Source organism: Flavobacterium sp. CFS9 (assembly GCF_041154745.1).
Lineage (GTDB): Bacteria > Bacteroidota > Bacteroidia > Flavobacteriales > Flavobacteriaceae > Flavobacterium.
The window spans coordinates 43,695-62,456 of sequence record NZ_AP031573.1 but is presented as its reverse complement, the minus strand read 5'-3'; the positions used below and the strand labels follow the sequence as shown (position 1 = coordinate 62,456).

Annotated in this window: 5 protein-coding genes; all 5 read left to right on the top strand. The window is 37.3% G+C overall.

Going from position 1 to position 18,762, the window contains the following annotated elements:
- The first annotated feature begins 34 nt into the window (after positions 1-34).
- Positions 35-1,651 (top strand): MBL fold metallo-hydrolase, encoded by a 1,617-nt coding sequence (locus ACAM30_RS00140; protein WP_369616665.1) that lies wholly within the window; start codon positions 35-37, stop codon positions 1,649-1,651.
- 62 nt (positions 1,652-1,713) lie between these two features.
- Positions 1,714-6,450 (top strand): amino acid adenylation domain-containing protein, encoded by a 4,737-nt coding sequence (locus ACAM30_RS00135; RefSeq protein ID WP_369616664.1) that lies wholly within the window; start codon positions 1,714-1,716, stop codon positions 6,448-6,450.
- Positions 6,451-6,469: 19 nt separating this feature from the next.
- Entirely contained in the window at positions 6,470-12,721 is a 6,252-nt protein-coding gene (locus ACAM30_RS00130; protein WP_369616663.1) for an amino acid adenylation domain-containing protein, read from the top strand.
- Between the two features lie 94 nt (positions 12,722-12,815).
- Positions 12,816-15,992 carry an amino acid adenylation domain-containing protein gene (locus tag ACAM30_RS00125; RefSeq protein ID WP_369616662.1) on the top strand — a complete coding sequence of 1,059 codons (3,177 nt, stop codon included), beginning with the start codon at positions 12,816-12,818 and terminating at the stop codon, positions 15,990-15,992.
- A 26-nt stretch (positions 15,993-16,018) separates the two neighbouring features.
- Positions 16,019-18,730, top strand: coding sequence for a beta-ketoacyl synthase N-terminal-like domain-containing protein (locus ACAM30_RS00120; RefSeq protein ID WP_369616661.1), 2,712 nt, complete (start codon positions 16,019-16,021; stop codon positions 18,728-18,730).
- The last annotated feature ends 32 nt before the right edge of the window (positions 18,731-18,762 follow it).

Genomic DNA, 18,762 nt, shown 5'->3' with positions numbered 1-18,762 from the left:
AATCCCATTTTTTAAAACTATAAAATAAATCTAAATGGCTACTCCAAAAATATATCTGAAAAATAACGTACAAGTTGAACCGTTAATTTCAAACTGGTATGCATGGCATCATATTATCCCGCCAATTCTAACGGGATTTAATGTGGTAAACCGATACATTCCGATTATGGAATCGTACATCAACGACCCAAGCATACACGAGACTGCCGTAAAAGATCCTGCGTTTAGAGGAGGTCCTTTTATCGATTTAGACAAAAAGCATGTTGATGAAGTAGCAGCTTTGCTGGAAAATACAAAGAAAATGGCAGCCCCGCTTTTTGAGTTTACCGATGCCGTAAAAGAACTGGACAAATTGCTTAAGAAAAAGGCAACCGGACATTTGATGCAGCCGTTGTACAAAGAAGTTCCGTCGGCCATCAGAGGGTATGTTGAATTGTATTATGACAGACATCACAGACCTGATTTCAGGTTTTATGAGCCTCTGATCTATGCCAGTCCTTATTATGTAGAGGATTTTCAGACCGTGAAGCTGTCTTTAATTAATAAGGACGCCGACCGGCCTTTTATCTTCTCCACGCCAAGATTGTCTAATCTGGAAGCCGCACTGGAATTAAAATTACCTTTTAAATCGAAAGAAATCGATGAGTTGTTTAAGATGAAACGCGAGCCACAAACTTTCGAATACATCACAGAACTTTTGAATATTGATAAAAATGATGAGGCACTTTTTAAAGATTTATTTACTACAGAAGAGCCTAAAAAGTATGAAAAATATACCGGAGACAGTATGCGAATCCGATATTTCGGGCATGCCTGCATCCTGATCGAAACCAAAGAACATTCGATCGTGCTCGATCCGGTTTTGAGTTATACTTACGAATCAGATGTGTCCAGATTTACCTATGATGATTTGCCGGACGAAATAGATTATGTATTGATCACCCACGGGCACCACGACCACATATTGATGGAAACGATGCTGCAAATACGACACAAAGTCAAAAATATAGTGGTTGGTAAAAGCATAGGCGGTGCGATCCAGGATCCGTCATTGAATTTACTGCTAAGAAATCTGGGCTTTGAGAATATTATTGAATTAGAAGAATTGCAAACCATTTCGGCTATCGATGGTATTAAAATTACCGGAATTCCGTTTATCGGAGAGCATCATGACATTCACATCAACAGTAAACTTTCGTATCACGTTGAATTAGACGGTTATTCTTTATTGGCAGTCGCAGATTCCTGCAACCAGTCGCCGGAATTGTACGAGCACGTTCATGAGATTATTGGCGATGTAGACGTGCTGTTCATGGGAATGGAATGCGACGGAGCACCGGCTTCATGGGTGTACGGTCCAATTTTTACCACCAAACAGGAACGTGAAAAAGACTTCAGCCGAAGAGGAAGAGGCAGTAATTATGAGGAAGGAATCAAAATGGTAAACTGTTTTAATGTCAAAGAAGTTTATGTGTATGCCATGGGAGAAGAACCGTGGGTGCGACACATTTTGGATGTTGAATACACAGACGAATCCAACCCGATAGTGCAATCGAACATGTTAATCGAAGACTGCAGAAACAGAGGTATCGTGGCAGAAAGACTATTTGCTGAAAAAGAACTGTTTAAACAAGGGGTACTGCTGTACTAATTCTGTTCAATCTCCCCAAAACAAAGACTACTATCCATTTATTTTCTTAAATAATTCATCTTATGGCATCAGATTTATATTTAAAATTAAAAGAACAAAACATTCACATTGACGTAAAAGACGAGAATCTTGACATTAAGGCTCCTGCGGGTGCATTGACTCCTGAGATTATTGACGAGATTAAAAGAAACAAAGCCGATTTAATTCGTTTTATCAATCAATACAAATACGATAAAGCGGTTGCCATTCCGGAAGCTGCCATAAGCCCTGATGCAAAATATGCCCTGTCGTCTTCCCAGTTGCGGCTTTGGATTTTAAGTCAGTCCGAAAAAGGAAATGTGGCGTATAATTCGGTTGGAGGATATATTTTTGAAGGAGAACTGGATCAGAATATTTTAAATGAATCTCTGAAGGAAATCGTATCGAGACATGAGAGTCTGAGAACGGTTTTTGAAGAAGACGGTAACGGAGGAGCAAATCAGATTGTTAAAGGAATAGAATCAATTGATTTTTCAATTGAACATGCAGATTTACAAAACGTTTCAAATGCCGATGAAGTTTTAAAAGAACAGGTTGCTAAAGAGGCTTTAATTCCTTTCCACTTGTCAAAAGGACCGCTTTTTAAAACGAAGCTTTACCAGTTAGCGCAGAACAAATGGGCCTTTATTTATACCATACATCACATTATAGTGGATGCTTTGTCCATGAATATTTTTATTGCCGAAATATTAGAACTCTACAATTCGAAAAAGCAAAACAGAGCCAATAGATTAAATCCGTTAAGAATACAATATAAAGACTACGCCAGTTGGGAGAACGAACAGCTTACCGGTAAAAAATACGAAGAGTTAAAAAACTATTGGCTCGATCAGTTTCAGGGTGAGCTGCCGGTGCTTACGATGCCGGTAGATAAAAAAAGACCAATTCTGCAAACATTCAATGGCGGAACAGTAGAAAAAAGAATCGACGCCAAAGTATCAGAAGACATTGAAAAACTGATAAGAGAAAACGGTGCCACCATGTTTATGGGATTAACCGCGGTAATTAATACGTTATTATACAAATTTTCTACCCAGGAAGATATCATTATCGGAACTCCGGTTTCCGGAAGGGAAGATGAAGATTTGCAAAACCAGATAGGGTATTATGGAAATACGCTGGCCATTCGAATGCAGTTTAAAAAAGAAAATACTTTTTTAGAATTGTTAGAATACACTAAGAAACAGGTAGTAGGGGCTTACGAGCATCAAATGTTTCCTTTTGCAACACTCGTGAAAGAGTTGAATTTAAAAAGAGATCCAAGCAGAAATCCGCTTTTTGATGTTCAGGTGATTTACGGAGAAAATGACAATTCCAAAAAAAGCGAAAGTCTGGAAGGCTTGCAAGTATGGGAATATGAATTTGAAGAAAAACTTAAAACCAGCCGTTTTGATATGGTTTTCAGTTTCTACAAAGACGGAAATAATTTAGTACAGAACATTCAGTACAATACCGATGTTTTCTCAGAAAAAATAGTGCATCAGATTGCAGATCATGTTTCGGTTATCATGAATTCGATTGTAAAGAATCCACAGGAACAAATCTGTAAACTGGAGCATATTGGAGAACAGCAAAAAGAAGCACTTCTGCAGCTTTCTAAAGGAGATGTTCTGGCTTACGATCAAAGCAAAACAATACTGGATTTATTTAAAAAGCAAGTACAGGAAAAGCCCGAAGCGATAGCAGTAGCTTTCAAAAATAAAAAAATCACCTATAAAGCTCTGGACGAAGAATCGAACCGGTTAGCCAATTATTTGTTAGCCAATCATACCCTCAAAAAGAACGATTTTATAGGATTAATGATTGATAATTCTGAAAATGTACTGGTCTGCATTCTGGGAATTTTGAAAACAGGATGTGCTTATGTGCCGATCGATCCGGAATATCCAAAACAAAGAATTCAGCATATTATTCAGGACAGCGGATTAAACGTGCTGCTCACGCAATCCGATTATCTTTTTGACCTCGACTTTTATACAGGAGAGTTTTTTGCCACGGACATTCAAATGGATTCGATTGCGGCTGAAAGCGCTGTATTCGAGACACAAGTAAATCCTGCTGATGCGGCCTACGTAATTTATACTTCAGGATCTACGGGTAATGCAAAAGGAGTGGTTATAAATCATGAAAATTTAATGTTTTCTACTATCGCAAGACTGGAGACTTATCCTGATGCAGCGGCATTTTTATTGCTGTCTTCGATCTCATTTGACAGTTCTATCGCCGGAATTTTCGGGACAATTACGGGAGGAGCCAAATTGGTCTTTGCCCCTAAAATCAGAGTTTCGGATGTCGATACGATAGTTGATATTCTTGTAGAGGAAGAGGTTTCTCACTTACTTACCGTTCCTTCTTATTATCAGTTATTGCTTAACCAGCTGGGAGAGCATCCAAATAAGTTAAAAACAGTAATTGTAGCAGGAGAAGAATGCACCAAACAGCTGGTTGATCTGCATCAGAATGTGACGACTCTTAAAAACTGTAAACTTTTTAACGAATACGGACCCACAGAATGTACCGTTTGGGCCAGTTATTATGTGTATGAACCGACTGTGGAATTTATCCCTTCTATCGGAAAACCTATTGCCAACAGCTCAGTTTATATTCTGAATGATAATAATGAATTGGCCATTGACGGTTTGATTGGAGAAATTCATATTGCCGGTAAAGGGCTTTCAAGCGGTTATTGGAACAATCCGGAGCTTTCTAAAGAAAAGTTTGTCGACAATCCGTTTGAACTTGGAACAAAAATGTACAAGACAGGAGATTTAGCCAAGAGATTTTCGGATGGTAACATTGAGTTTTTAGGTAGAAAAGACAATCAAATCAAGATAAGAGGAAATCGTCTGGAATTGGGCGAAATCGAAAATGCGCTTCTGAATTTTAGAGGTGTTGACGGAGCAGTTGTTACCTACAGTGAAGGTATTTTAGTAGGGCATCTGCTAACCGACATTACAGTAAATATTGACCATCTGAAAAAGCACCTGAAAGAACAATTACCGGTATACGCAGTACCAACAAGCTATACACAGTCCAATGAATTTCCGTTATTGCCGAATGGTAAAGTAGATAAAAAGACTTTAGTAGTTTTAGCCAATAAATATACCCTGAAAGGGGACTCGTATGTACCGCCTTCTAATGAAACAGAAGCTGCTTTGGTGCATGTATTTCAGCAAATTCTGCAAAAAGAAAGCATAGGTATAGAAGATGACTTTTTTGCTTTGGGAGGAGATTCGATAAAAGCGATACAAATTATCTCCAAATTAAAACAACTTGGATTCGTATTAACGGTACAGGATGTTATGCAATATACTGCCATACAGGAATTAGCGCTTCATGTAAAACTGGCAAAGCAGGAGATAGATCAAAACGCAGTAGAAGGAACCATTCCGCTTACGCCAATTCAGAAGTATTTCTTTGAGGTGACTTCGCAGAATAAAAATCATTTCAACCAATCGATCTTGCTAAAATCATCGAAGTCTTTGTCGGAAAAAGGATTGACACAAATTTTTCAAAAGCTAACGGTACAGCACGATGCTTTAAGAGCGGTATTTAAAGAGGAAGGCAACGAATGGATTCAGGAAATTAAAAATGAGGGATTTGAATTTCAATTGTACGTTCACTCTGATGTTGCAGCTTCTGAATTTGAAACTATTTGTGATGCTTATCAGGCTTCTTTCGACTTAGAAAAAGGTCCCTTGTTTAAAGCAGTTTTGTTAAAAAGAGAAGATGCTGATTATTTGCTGCTGCTTTCTCATCACCTGGTGATTGACGGTGTTTCGTGGAGAATTATTTTGGAGGATTTAATGACTTTGTACGCGCAGTACGAAGCAGGAACAGCATTAGAATTGCCTCAAAAAACACATTCCTTAAAATACTGGCAGGAAAAACAATTGGAATATGCCAATTCAATGACCATGATGGAAGAGGAAGTTTATTGGTCTTCTATAAACGAAGCAACGCAGTTCAGTACCTCCGAACTCCCTAAGGATTTTGATTATGAAGGCAATAATTTTTATAAAGATTTTGAAACAAAAATATTTCAGCTCGATCAAAGCTTTACCGAAAAATTATTGACAGAAGCACACAAAGCTTATAAAACCAATATAAACGATGTTTTAATTGCAGGTTTATCGCTTGCAATTGGTAAAAATTTCGATATCGATAAGGTAGCGATTCAGCTCGAGGGTCACGGAAGAGAAGATATTAATTCAGAAATAGACATCACCAGAACGGTGGGCTGGTTTACCACAATATATCCCGTACTCATCACGCTAAAAAAGAAACAGGATAACATTGGTCAATTAATAGAAGTAAAAGAAACGCTGCATCGAATTCCGAATAAAGGCATCGGGTTCGGGATTTTGAAATACTTAAATGACTGCGATTTAAATGTAAAAGCAGATGTTTCCTTTAACTACCTGGGGGATTTTGATTTAGGACAATCGAACAAAGAAGATCAAATCTTTCAGTTCACAGATGTTGCTAAAGGAAGAGAAATAGCTGCCAATACCGAAAGAACGGGAACACTGGATGTATCGGGAATTTTAGTCAATGGCCAGTTACAGATTATGCTTTCGTTTAATACCAACTATTTCAGAAATGAAACCATAGAAAACTTAAAAGAAGCGTATCAATACGAATTGGAATCTTTGATTTCCAGTCTTTCCGAAGAAAAAGAAACCCATTTAACCCCTGTTGATTTTACCTATAAAGGTTTAGACCTAAGCAGTCTGGAAGAATTAAACAAAATGCTGTAACCGTACGACTAAAAAAGCTATGAAAATTAAAGATATATACCCGTTAACACCATTGCAGGAAGGAATTTATTTCCATTGGAAACTTTCTAAATCAATGTATTTTGAGCAGTCCTCTTATAAAATAGAAGCTGAATTGAATATCAATTATCTTAAAGAAAGTTACGATCAGCTGATTGCAAGACATGATGTGCTGAGAACTTGTTTTCGGGATAATGTGGGTGAAGATCTTTTGCAGATTGTTCAAAACGAAGTGCCTTCCAACTTTACTTTTCTGGACATTACCGGAAATACAAGCGAGACCATAGCCTCAATAAAAGAGCAGGATATTGCAAAAAGCTTTGATCTGACTGTAGGTTCACAAATGCGTCTCACCGTTGTAAAAACGAGTGAAAACCAGTATGAATTAATCTGGAGTCATCATCACATTATCATGGACGGTTGGTGTATCGGTATTTTGATTGGCGAGTTTTTTGCGCTTTATGAAGGTTTACTTCAGGGGAAAAGAAACATTTTACCTAAAGCTACTTCGTATTCAGATTATGTGAAATGGCTGATGAAAAATGACAAAGAAAAATCATTGCAATACTGGAACCATTATCTGGAAGATTTTCAGGGCTTAAGCACATTGCCCTTTCCAAAACAGCATACAGAAACCTTTACTCCCGGAGAAATTTTCTATACCATTAGTGGAAGTTTAAGAGAAAAACTAGCCGTTTTCTGTCAGGAGAATAGTAGTACTGAAAATGTCTTTTTTCAGACGATCTGGGGAATTTTATTAGCCAAATACAACAATACAAATGATGTGGTTTTTGGTGGAGTAGTATCGGGCAGACCTGCAGAAATTCACGATGTAGCCAATATTATCGGGCTTTTTATCAATACAATTCCGGTTAGGATTTCATTTGACGATCAGACAACTGTAAAGCAAATCTTGCTGCAGACACAGGAGCAGGGCATAAAAAGTCTGCCTTACCATTATCAGGCCATTAGTGACATACAGCGCAGTGTAAACAACGGTCAGTCACTGTTTGATCATATCATTGTTTTTGAAAACTATATAGCCGCCGAAGGTATAGGCGAAAGTGAAAAAACAACTATTAAACTATTAGAAACGACAGCTTATGAGGGAGAAAACTATGATTTTTCACTGGCAATTGTACCGGGAAAAGACATCAGTATCCGTTTTACGTTTAATGCCAAAAAATATGATGAAAGTGATATTGCAGCGCTTAAAAATCATTTTGAACAAGTCGTAAATACTGTAGCAGAAAATTTTGATATTCCGGTTTCCGAAATTGAACTTTTGCAAGAATCAGAAAAAGAAGCCGTATTGTCTTTGTCCGGTCATGACATGCTGAAAGAAGCTTCTCCTGAATACACTTTGGTACAGTTGTTTGAAAATGTAGCGCAGGAGAATCAGGACGATATTGCTCTGGTTTATGGAGAAGAGCAGTACAGCTTTACCGAATTAAATTCAATTGCAGATCAGTTTGCAGGCTTTCTTATTTCAGAATATAAAGTACAGTCCGGAGATTTTATTGCCATGCAGCTGGATCGAAATGATTGGCTGGTTATTGCGCTGTTGGGAATCTTAAAAGCAGGAGCCGTATACGTTCCGCTGCATATTAATTTGCCACAGGACAGAGTAGATTACATACTGAAAGATAGTAACAGTTCGATTATTATTGATGAGGACTTTATCAATCGTTTCAAAGTACATCCTAAAGTAAATACGACGATTTCATATACCACAATTTCCCCGTCCGATTTGGCCTATCTTATTTATACTTCAGGATCGACAGGAAAACCAAAAGGAGTGCTTGTCGAGCATAGAAGTATCTGTGCTTTGCTGGTCAATACAAAAAACAGTTTTGTGATTTCTCAAAAGCCCGTGCTGCCTTTGCTGGCCTCCAATTCGTTTGATATTTTTCTTTTCGAATTATTTCATCCCCTGTTGGCAGGAGGAAAAGTAGTGATGGTATCCAATGATGAAATAAAAGACATGGAGGAGCTCTCCAAAATTCTCAGACAAGCCAATAGCTTTCACGCTGTACCAACGCTGATGCGAGCGGTTATTGATCATATAAAAACGAACAATATCCAGCAATCCTACCAGCATATAGAATCGATTTTTATCGGAGGTGATAAAATACCTGTCGGGATTCTCGAAGAAATAAGAGAAGTATTTACCAATGCAGTTATAAACGTACTGTACGGTCCAACCGAAGGATCGATTTTTATTACATCTGAAAGTTATTTGCCTAACATTAAACAATTTCCAAACGCAGTAATAGGACAAAGCAATGCCTATAATGCAACTTATGTACTGGACGATCATTTAAAACTATGTCCGGTTTACAGCATAGGTGAATTGTGTATTTCCGGAAATCAGGTAACAAGAGGGTATTTGAATCAGGAAGAAATAACAGCCGAAAAGTTTGTCGTAAACCCATTTAAGACCGATGAAAAACTGTACAGAACAGGTGATATGGTCAAAAGACTTCCAAATGGTAAAATAGAATTTGTCGGACGTAAAGACAATCAGGTTAAAGTAAGAGGATATCGAATCGAATTGGAGGAAATAGAAAATGCGCTATTGTCAAATGAATACGTAGATTTCACCATTGCCAAAACCATTACAGTCTCAGGTGACGAGAAAGAAATTGTAGTCTATTTAAAGGCCACAAAACCAATGGATGCACAAGAGCTGGTACATTTTCTGAAAGGGATATTGCCATCTTTTATGATTCCGGATTATTACGTACAACTAAAAGAGATTCCATTAACGGTAAACGGAAAAGTAGATGCCAAAAAACTGCCGCATCCTTTGGATACCAATGCCGTAAGAAAAACAGATTACGTTAAGCCCGTAACAGAGACCGAAATAAAACTAGCCGAAATATGGCAGCGCATTCTGGATCGCAAAGCGGTTGGAATTCAGGACAATTTCTTCCATTTAGGCGGACATAGTTTAAAAATGATCAAGCTGTCCAATCAGATTTTTGTGAATTTCGGCATGCACCTCAACATAAAAGAAATATATATTCATCCTACTATAGAAGAACAGGCTGCTTATATTGATCGTTCTTTAAACCGCTACACCCTAACAATTCCGCGTGCAGAAATAGCACCAGGTTATCCTTTATCCTCTTCTCAGTATCGAATGTACAATATATGTTCTATAGATGCTCAGGTGAATAAAGCTTACAATATCAGAATAATAGATATTAAAAAGGAAGCTGTAAACTTAGAATTCTTTACTAAAGCAGTATACGATTTAATAGAACGACATGAAATCTTAAGAACCGCTTTTGTTACAAATGAATATGGTGAACCTGGACAGATCATTGTTCCGATCGAGAAAACGGAACCTTTAAAAATTCAATATTTGGATTTGCGTAACAGCGAAACCTTAGAAAAAGAGTTACAAAAAGTGCTTATCGAAACAGGTGATGTGTCTTTTAATTTAGAAACGCCTCCTTTGATGAAAGCAGCGCTGATAAGCGTTAAAGAAGACAAATGGATCATCAGTATTCTTTTTCATCATATCATTTTTGACGGATGGTCAACCGATGTTTTTGTGAAAGAACTTTACGCTTTATATGAAAAGCACAGCAAGAACGCAGAAATTACTTTACCACCTCTAGCCATACAGTTCAAGGATTATGCGGCTTGGGAGCAAAGTATCGTTAAAAGTGATGCTATTGAAGCAGATAAAAAGTACTGGCTGAAACAATTTGAAGGCAGTTTGCCAATCGTAAGTGAATTGGGAGATCAAAAAAGACCCAACATCAAAACACATAACGGCGCAGTACGCTCAAAAGTTTTAGAAGGCAGCATTTTGAAAGACCTGAACAGCTTATGTGAGAACGAAGAAGTTTCGCGTTTTATGGTCTTTTTAGCCGTAACCAATATTTTAATCTATAAAAATACCGGCGATCAGGATATCATCACAGGAAGTCCAATCGTAAACCGCGACTATCCGGAACTGTTTGATCAGATTGGTTTTTATGCCAATACCATTCCGTTGCGAACACATTTAAATGAAAACGCTTCTTTTACAGAAACTTTAAAACAAGTAAAAGAGAATGTAATCAATGCCAAAGAACATCAAAAATTTCCGCTTGACGAATTAATTAAACTTTTAGACATTAAATACGATGCAGGCAGAAATCCATTGTTTGATATCATCGTTACCGCCAGAGAAGAAAACAATCCAACATCAGATTTAGAGTCTTATGATGCGATTATCGACGCTGTGGGTAATGGGATCACTGCCAAATTTGATTTGACATTTGATTTTTTAGTGACCGATTCGACACTTACCCTGGCATTAGAATACAACACCGATATATTCTCTTCAGAAAAAATTACGGCATTGCTTAATCATTTAGAGCAGATACTATTGCAGGTGACCCAAAACGGAGCTCAAAAAATAAGTGCGATCGATTGTTTGACAGAAGCAGAGAAAAAACATTTACTGGAAGAATTGAGCGGTCATCAAACCGGGTATCCGAAAGATTCATCGATTATCGAATTGTTTGAAAAGCAGGTTGCCCTGACACCCGAAAAAACAGCTCTGGTATACAAAAAACAAAAGTACACTTATCACGAACTCAATAATGTTGCCAATCAGCTGGCCAATTATTTAGAAGAGAATTACAAAGTAACAGGCGAATTGGCGGCAATTTATTTGCCAAAAAATGAATGGCAGATCATAAGCATCTTAGCCTTGTTAAAATCGGGTTGTGCTTATGTACCCATTTCGGCTGATTATCCTCAGGAACGAATCAGTTACATCATTAAAGATGCTAATGCAGAATGTTTGATTGCAGTGGATCTAATCGAAGATTTTGTACAATCACAGGCCGATTATTCGTCTAAGTTTGAAAGTACTTATGCGAAAGCAAGCGATCTGGCTTATGTCATGTACACCTCAGGTTCTACCGGAGAACCAAAAGGCGTTTTAATAGAGCAGCAAAGTGTTGTCAGACTAGTAAAGAACAACAATTTCCTAAACCTCACCGGAGAAGAAGTATTACTGGCTACAGGAGCTTTTTCGTTTGATGCCAGTACTTTCGAGTATTGGGGAATGCTTTTAAACGGAGGTACTCTGGTCATTTGCGACGAAAATACACTATTGTCCGTAAGAGGAATGAACGAAGTGGTTGCAAACGAAAAAGTTACCATGATGTGGTTTACCGCAGGCTGGCTGCATCAGTTGGTAGACGAGAACCTAATCTTATTCAAAAACTTAAAAACAATACTTTGCGGAGGAGATGTTTTGTCTCCACACCATATTACGAAACTGAAAAGTACTTATCCTGAATTAGTAGTTGTCAATGGTTATGGGCCTACCGAAAACACAACATTTTCCATAACCCATACCATTGACTTACCGATAAAAACATCCGTTTCCATTGGTGTTCCTATAAGTAATAGTACTGTTTATATTTTGGATAAAAACCATCAGCTGGTACCTAAAGGAGCCATTGGTGAAATATGCGTAGGAGGTGACGGTCTGGCAAGAGGCTATCTGAACAATTCCGAACTGACTCATTCCAAATTCATCACAAACCCTTATAAAAAAGAGGAAAGACTTTACAAAACAGGTGATTTAGGCAGGTGGACTTCTAACAATACAATAGAATTTATTGGAAGAAAAGACAATCAGGTAAAATTACGAGGTTACCGAATCGAACTTGGAGAAATTGAAAATATATTATGTACGCACCAATTAATATTTTCATCATTGGTGGTCATAACAGAAGGTACGGCAGCGGAAAAGAAATTAATTGCCTATTTGGTTACTGATGAAGATCTCGAAAGTAATACTTTGAAAAACTGGCTCAGAACCCAATTGCCGAAATATATGATCCCCAATCATTTTGTCTTTTTACGAGAGTTCCCGTTAAACATCAACGGAAAAGTAGACAGAGCTAAACTTCCTGAAATAACCGATCTGGAAACAGAACGTGCAGTCTATACTGAACCCGTAACACCTACTGAAAAAACACTGGCGAAGATATGGGAAGCTGTTTTAGAAATAGAGAAAATAGGACTCGCAGACAACTTCTTTGATCTGGGCGGACACAGTTTAAAAGCAGTAAAAATGTTCAACCTGATCAACAATCAGTTAGAGGTGAGACTTACAATATCTGATTTGTTCAACAATCCAACTATAGAGAATCTGGCTAACGAAATAGACAATGTCATTTGGGCCAATAACGAAGAACTGGAAGATGTTGAAAGCGAAAACATCACAATCTAATGTAATAACAATAACAATAACAATAACAATAACAATAACAATAACAATAACAATAAAACCTAAAGCCCCCTTAAAATCGAACCGTATTTAATCTATGAAAATAAAAGAAATATATGCACTGAATCCTTTACAGGAAGGAATTTTTTTTCGCTGGCAAATATCAGAAAATGAATATTTTGAACAATCCTGTTACCACATTTATGGGAAAGTTGAGGTGGAGTTATTACAGAAAACATTTGATTTTTTGGTGTCAAGACACGATACATTAAGAACCTGTTTTAACAACACTACCGTAAATGATATTCTGCAAGTGGTTTTGGATAGTGTTCCTTCCGGTTTTTATTACCGGGATGAGAGTGCCAATGAAAATTTTTCTTTGGAGAATTTTAAAAAATCAGACAGAGATAAAGGATTTAATCTTTACAAAGGCTCACAAATAAGATTAACGGTTATCAAGCTTCGGGAAAATGTATTTGAGTTTATCTGGAGTTATCATCATATTATTTTGGATGGCTGGAGTATTGAACTCTTAATAAAAGATTTTTTCTACGTATACAAATGTTTATTGGCAGGTCAGGAGATTAAGCTGTCTGCACCGCCAAGTTATTCCGCCTACAGCAAGTGGCTTTCACAATTGGATAAAAAAAGTATAGCGGCTTATTGGGAAGAATATCTTTTCGGATTTGAAACTAATACCGGCATACCATTTTTTAACCCCGACAATCAAAATCGTCAGGAAACAGAAGCGAAAGTATTTCACACCCTGTCCGGAAAAAATAAAGGGACTGTTACAGCACTTTGTAGGGAATTGGGAATTACCGAAAATATCTTTTTTCAGACCATTTGGGGAATACTGCTTGCCAAATACAATGATACCGATGATATTGTTTTTGGGAGTGTAGTGTCAGGCAGACCTTCAGAAGTAGATCGAATAGAAGAAATGTTGGGACTTTTTATTAATACGATTCCCGTTAGGATAAAATTTAATTCAGAAGAAACCATAAAGAATATCCTGATCGATACCCAAAAAGAAGCCATAAGAAGTATTCCAAATCATTATATTCAACTGGCAGAAATACAATCAAAGAGTAACTTAGGACAGCAGTTATTTGACACTTTGGTAGTTTATGAAAATTATCCGTCACAGGAATATGCAGAAGATGAGTTGATTAATTCGGCTCAGGACACTTTAGAAGTAGTCGCGACAGAAGCATTTGAAAAAACAAATTATAATTTTTCACTGGCCATAGTTCCGGGGATTGATACCGTGTTGAGGTTTACCTATAATGCTCAAAAATACAGTTCGGAATTTATAGAAAACCTGAAAAAATCTTTTGAGTACATCTACATTCAGGTACTTGAAAACCCGGACCGTTTATTTTCTGAAATTGATTTAGTTGCAGGAGAAGAAAGAAACAGATTATTTTTTGATTTCAACAGAGAGACTTTTGATATTAAAGCAAACCATACTGTCATTGGTTATTTTTCTAAACAAGTATTTAAAAATCCAAATAAAACAGCTGTAAAGTATAAGGAAGAATCTCTTAGCTATCAGGAATTAGACGAAAAAAGTAATAAACTGGCGCATTATCTCATTCAAAATTATGATATACAAGAGAGTGATTTTGTTGCAGTAGCTTTAGAAAGATCAGAAATGTTAATCGTAACTATTTTGGCCATTTTTAAACTGGGTGCCGTTTATGTTCCAATTGACATTCATTTTCCGGAAGAAAGAAAAAAAGTCATCACAGAAAGCAGTCAATGTGTAGTAGTAGTCAATGAAGATACGATCAGAGAATTTGAAAACTCGACTCAGAAGGACACTGCGATCAACAGAGAAATAGAAGCTTCTCAAATTGCTTATGCGATCTATACCTCAGGGTCTACAGGAAAGCCCAAGGGAGTTATGGTGACACATCGCAATTTCAGTGTACTTTTGGCCAATTGCAGAAAAAAATTCGGAACAGATGTTAAAACACATTTTCCGGTTTTAGCCTCAAATTCCTTTGATATTTTTTTCTTCGAAGTTTTTTATCCTTTAACGATAGGGGGTACCATAACAATATTAAGTTCTGAGACCATACAAGATCTTGCGCTTTTGAGCAAAGAAATTGAAAAAATCAATGGCTTTCATGCCGTACCGGTTTTAATGAGACAGTTATTGGATTATAGCATTGATTTTGACCTTGCAGATCGTTTTTCACAGGTCACAAAAGTATTTATGGGAGGAGAAGCTTCTTCAAACGAAACTTTGGAAGATTTGTCAAAGATATTTCCTAATGCATCTATTCATGTACTGTACGGGCCTACTGAGGGAACCATTTTTATAACGGGACAAGCTTATGTGCAGAAACAGAAAAGTTATAATCCGCAATTGATAGGTACACCTAACAGAGGTTCAAAAATATACCTAGTGGATACCGCAAATAATCTGGTGCCAATAGGAGTTCCGGGAGAAATTTGCATTGCGGGGGAGCAAGTTGCAAATGGATATGTAAACGATGAAAGCATTGGAAGAGAAGTTTTTATGACTGATTTTTTCTCCAGAAAGAAACTCTATAAAACGGGTGATTTAGCCCGTTGGCATTTCAATGGAGTTATTGAATTCATTGGCCGAAAAGACAGTCAGATTAAATTAAACGGGTATCGTATCGAACTTGGTGAAATTGAAACGGCACTTCAGGAAGAGGAGACAATTAAGAAGGCCATCGTTTTAGTGGACAACCAAAAGGTTGATCAGAAAAGAATCGTTGCTTTTTACACCGGAGCTGAAGAACTGGACGAAAAGTCATTAAAAAAACAGCTGCAGCAAAAATTGCCGTCGTACATGATTCCTTCAAAGATCGTTTGGGTCGAGGCCTTTCCAATTCTGATCAACGGAAAAACAAATGTTAAAGCCTTATTGACTTTAGGACAACAAACGACCAAAAGTGAACAATATACGTTGCCTAAAACCGAGTTGGAAGCCAAAATACTAAACATTTGGAAAGAGATTCTGTGTAATGAGAATATTGGCATACAGGATAACTTTTTTGAAATAGGAGGTAACTCTATTTCCCTCATGAAAATGGTACGGCTCGTTAACAAAGAATTGGATATCAACTTAAAAGTACTCAATGCATTTAAGTTTAGCAATATTGAGGCACTTACCCATCATATTACGCAAGATGTAGAGCCAGGTCTTGAGCTGGTAGACGAAAAGAACTCCAAGTCTGTTGATATCGCCAATCAGACCCTGTCAATTTTAAAAAAGAAGCAGCAAATAAATTAAGAAGTATCTCAATAAAGTAAAATCAAATGGCAACAAACGATAATACAGGTTTAGAAATTGCGATAATAGGAATGTCATGTCACGTGCCGGGAGCAAATGACTGGAGAACGTTTTGGAACAACATTTCAAAAGGAGAAGAGTCTGTTTATACCTTATCAGAAGAAGAACTTCTTAAAAGAGGCTTTGTTAAGAATGAAACCGGCAAAAACAGCCACATTCCGGTCATAGCAGAAGTAGGGCATAAAGGAAGTTTTGATGCCGCTTTTTTCGGATTTACACCTTATGAGGCAGCGTTAATGAGCCCGGTACATCGCATGTTTTTACAATCAGCCTGGGAAGCTCTGGAAGATGCCGGATGCCTGTCAGAATCGGCAATTAGTATTTATGCCGGCAGTGGTGGTGATTTGCCCTGGAAAGCACATGTTGTTCTAAATAGTGACGGCAGTAAATTAGATCCTCTTACGCTTGATTTTATAACAAACAAAGATCATTTGCCTACTTTAACATCATATAAATTAAATCTGACAGGCCCTTCATTTTCAATCAATACGGCTTGTTCGACTTCACTTTCAGCCGTTCATCTGGCTTGCCGCGGACTCTTATTCGGAGAAGCAAAAGTAGCTTTGGCAGGAGGTATTTCTTTAATGCTGGAGCCCAGATCCGGTTACGAATACAAAGAAGGATCTATTTATTCAAAAGACGGACATTGCAGAGCATTTGATAAAGAAGCAACAGGAACCATCGGCAGTGAAGGCGTTGGGATCGTGATACTTAAACGACTGGAAGAAGCCATAGAAGATAAAGATCATATTTATGCCGTAATTAAAGGAAGTGCCGCCACTAACGACGGAAACAGAAAAGTAGGATATACAGCCCCAAGTATTGAAGGCGAAATGGAATGCATAAGATTGGCACATAAAATGGCCGGAATATCGCCTGATACCGTGAGTTATGTCGAAGCACACGGAACAGGTACCACTTTAGGTGATCCAATTGAAGTAGAAGCACTTAATATGGCTTTTGAAAATAATAAAGAACACAACTGTTTACTGGGGTCGGTAAAAAACAATATTGGGCATACCGATACAGCAGCCGGAGTTATAGGTTTAATAAAAACAGCTCTTAGTTTAAAATACCGCCAGATACCGGGAACCATAAATTACAGCAATCCAAACCCGAAAATCAATTTTAACGAAGGCCCTTTTTATGTTCAAAAAGAGCTTCAGAAATGGGAATCGGTAAATAATGCGCCTCTTAGAGCCGGGGTAAGTTCTTTTGGAATAGGAGGAACAAACGTGCATTTAGTTTTAGAAGAAGCTCCGCAAAAAGATAAAAATGAGACAAAAGAAACATCCCATCTTTTTCTTTTTTCGGCCAAATCAAAGAGTTCACTTCAAAATTACCTTTTAAAATTTAAAGAGTTTCTAAAAAATGAAAACGACATTGCTCTGGAGGAAGTTGCTTACACGCTGCAGACCGGAAAAAGACATTTTGATTACAGAGCCGCAATAAGCTGTACTAACAAAGAAGAGTTATTACTGTATACCGATATTTTAAGCAATGAAGAAAATATTGGGAAGGTTGACGAAAAGAAAAAAACGATACTCTTATTTTTTCCTCATACCAACGATACTGATATTCAATTCTATAGTAAGCTTTATAAAGAAAATGCAGGCTTTAGGAATAAAATAGATCAAAGCATTGCAACACTGGAGCTTGGCAGTCATGATCTTAAAAAATGGATCAATGAGACAGCGGTTAGCGGTAAATCAACAGATAAAGTACTTGACAAAGTGTTTGTGGTATTATCCGGTTATACTTTGGCCAATTTACTGAAAGGATATGGAATCCGTATCAATTTTACTTCAGGTGTTGGAACAGGAGAATATACCGCAGCCTGTGTTTCCGGAATATTGCAGCTGAAAGAAGTAATCGGGATGATACTGTATGATGAAAAGGAACTAAGCATACAACCCGCCCAGATTCCTTTTGTACAAGCAGCCAAAGACATCATTATAAAAGAAGGAATTCTAACTCCTCAAAAATATTGGGTAAATGGCAGAAGTCTCGAAATTAACGCGTTGAAATCCTTCAGTGATATTGTGCAAAACAATTCAGCGGTTCTTTTGGAAATGGGTGACAGCACAAATCTGACACAGTTTTTAAGTACCACTTTGGCTGAAATTTTCGAGGAAAATAGCCATGTCTCTATTTCCTTATCACAAACGGAGAAAGTAATTCATGCGGATGAAATCTTAAAAAATACTTTAAGAAAATTATGGCTTGCAGGAGAAAATATAAACTGGGAAGAAACGTATGAGGACAATCATCCTGCAAAAACCACCCTGCCGGTTTATGAATTCGATAAAAACGAATACCCGCATGTGGTCAGTTTGACCCCTGGAAATTTTGAATTTTTCACTAAAAAAGAGGAAAAAATCAAGATTGAAGAGAAACCGAATATTCCACAGAAAAAAAAGGAAACTACTTCAGAAATTATTCAGTCCGTGTTTGTGGAATTTCTTGGAGAGGAAAAATTTGATTTGGATAAAGACCTTTTCGAAATAGGCTGTGATTCTCTGAAAGGAATGTTAATCCTCAACAAAATTAAAAATGAATTGCAGGTCGAGTTGTCTCTGATGGATTTTATGGAGAATAGTTCCGTAAGAGAAGTAATCGAAACTGTTGAGGAAATTAAGAACAAATCCCACCAACAAGTAAAAACAATTACCATTTAGCCCCATTATTCTGAATCAAAGAATCGTAAAAT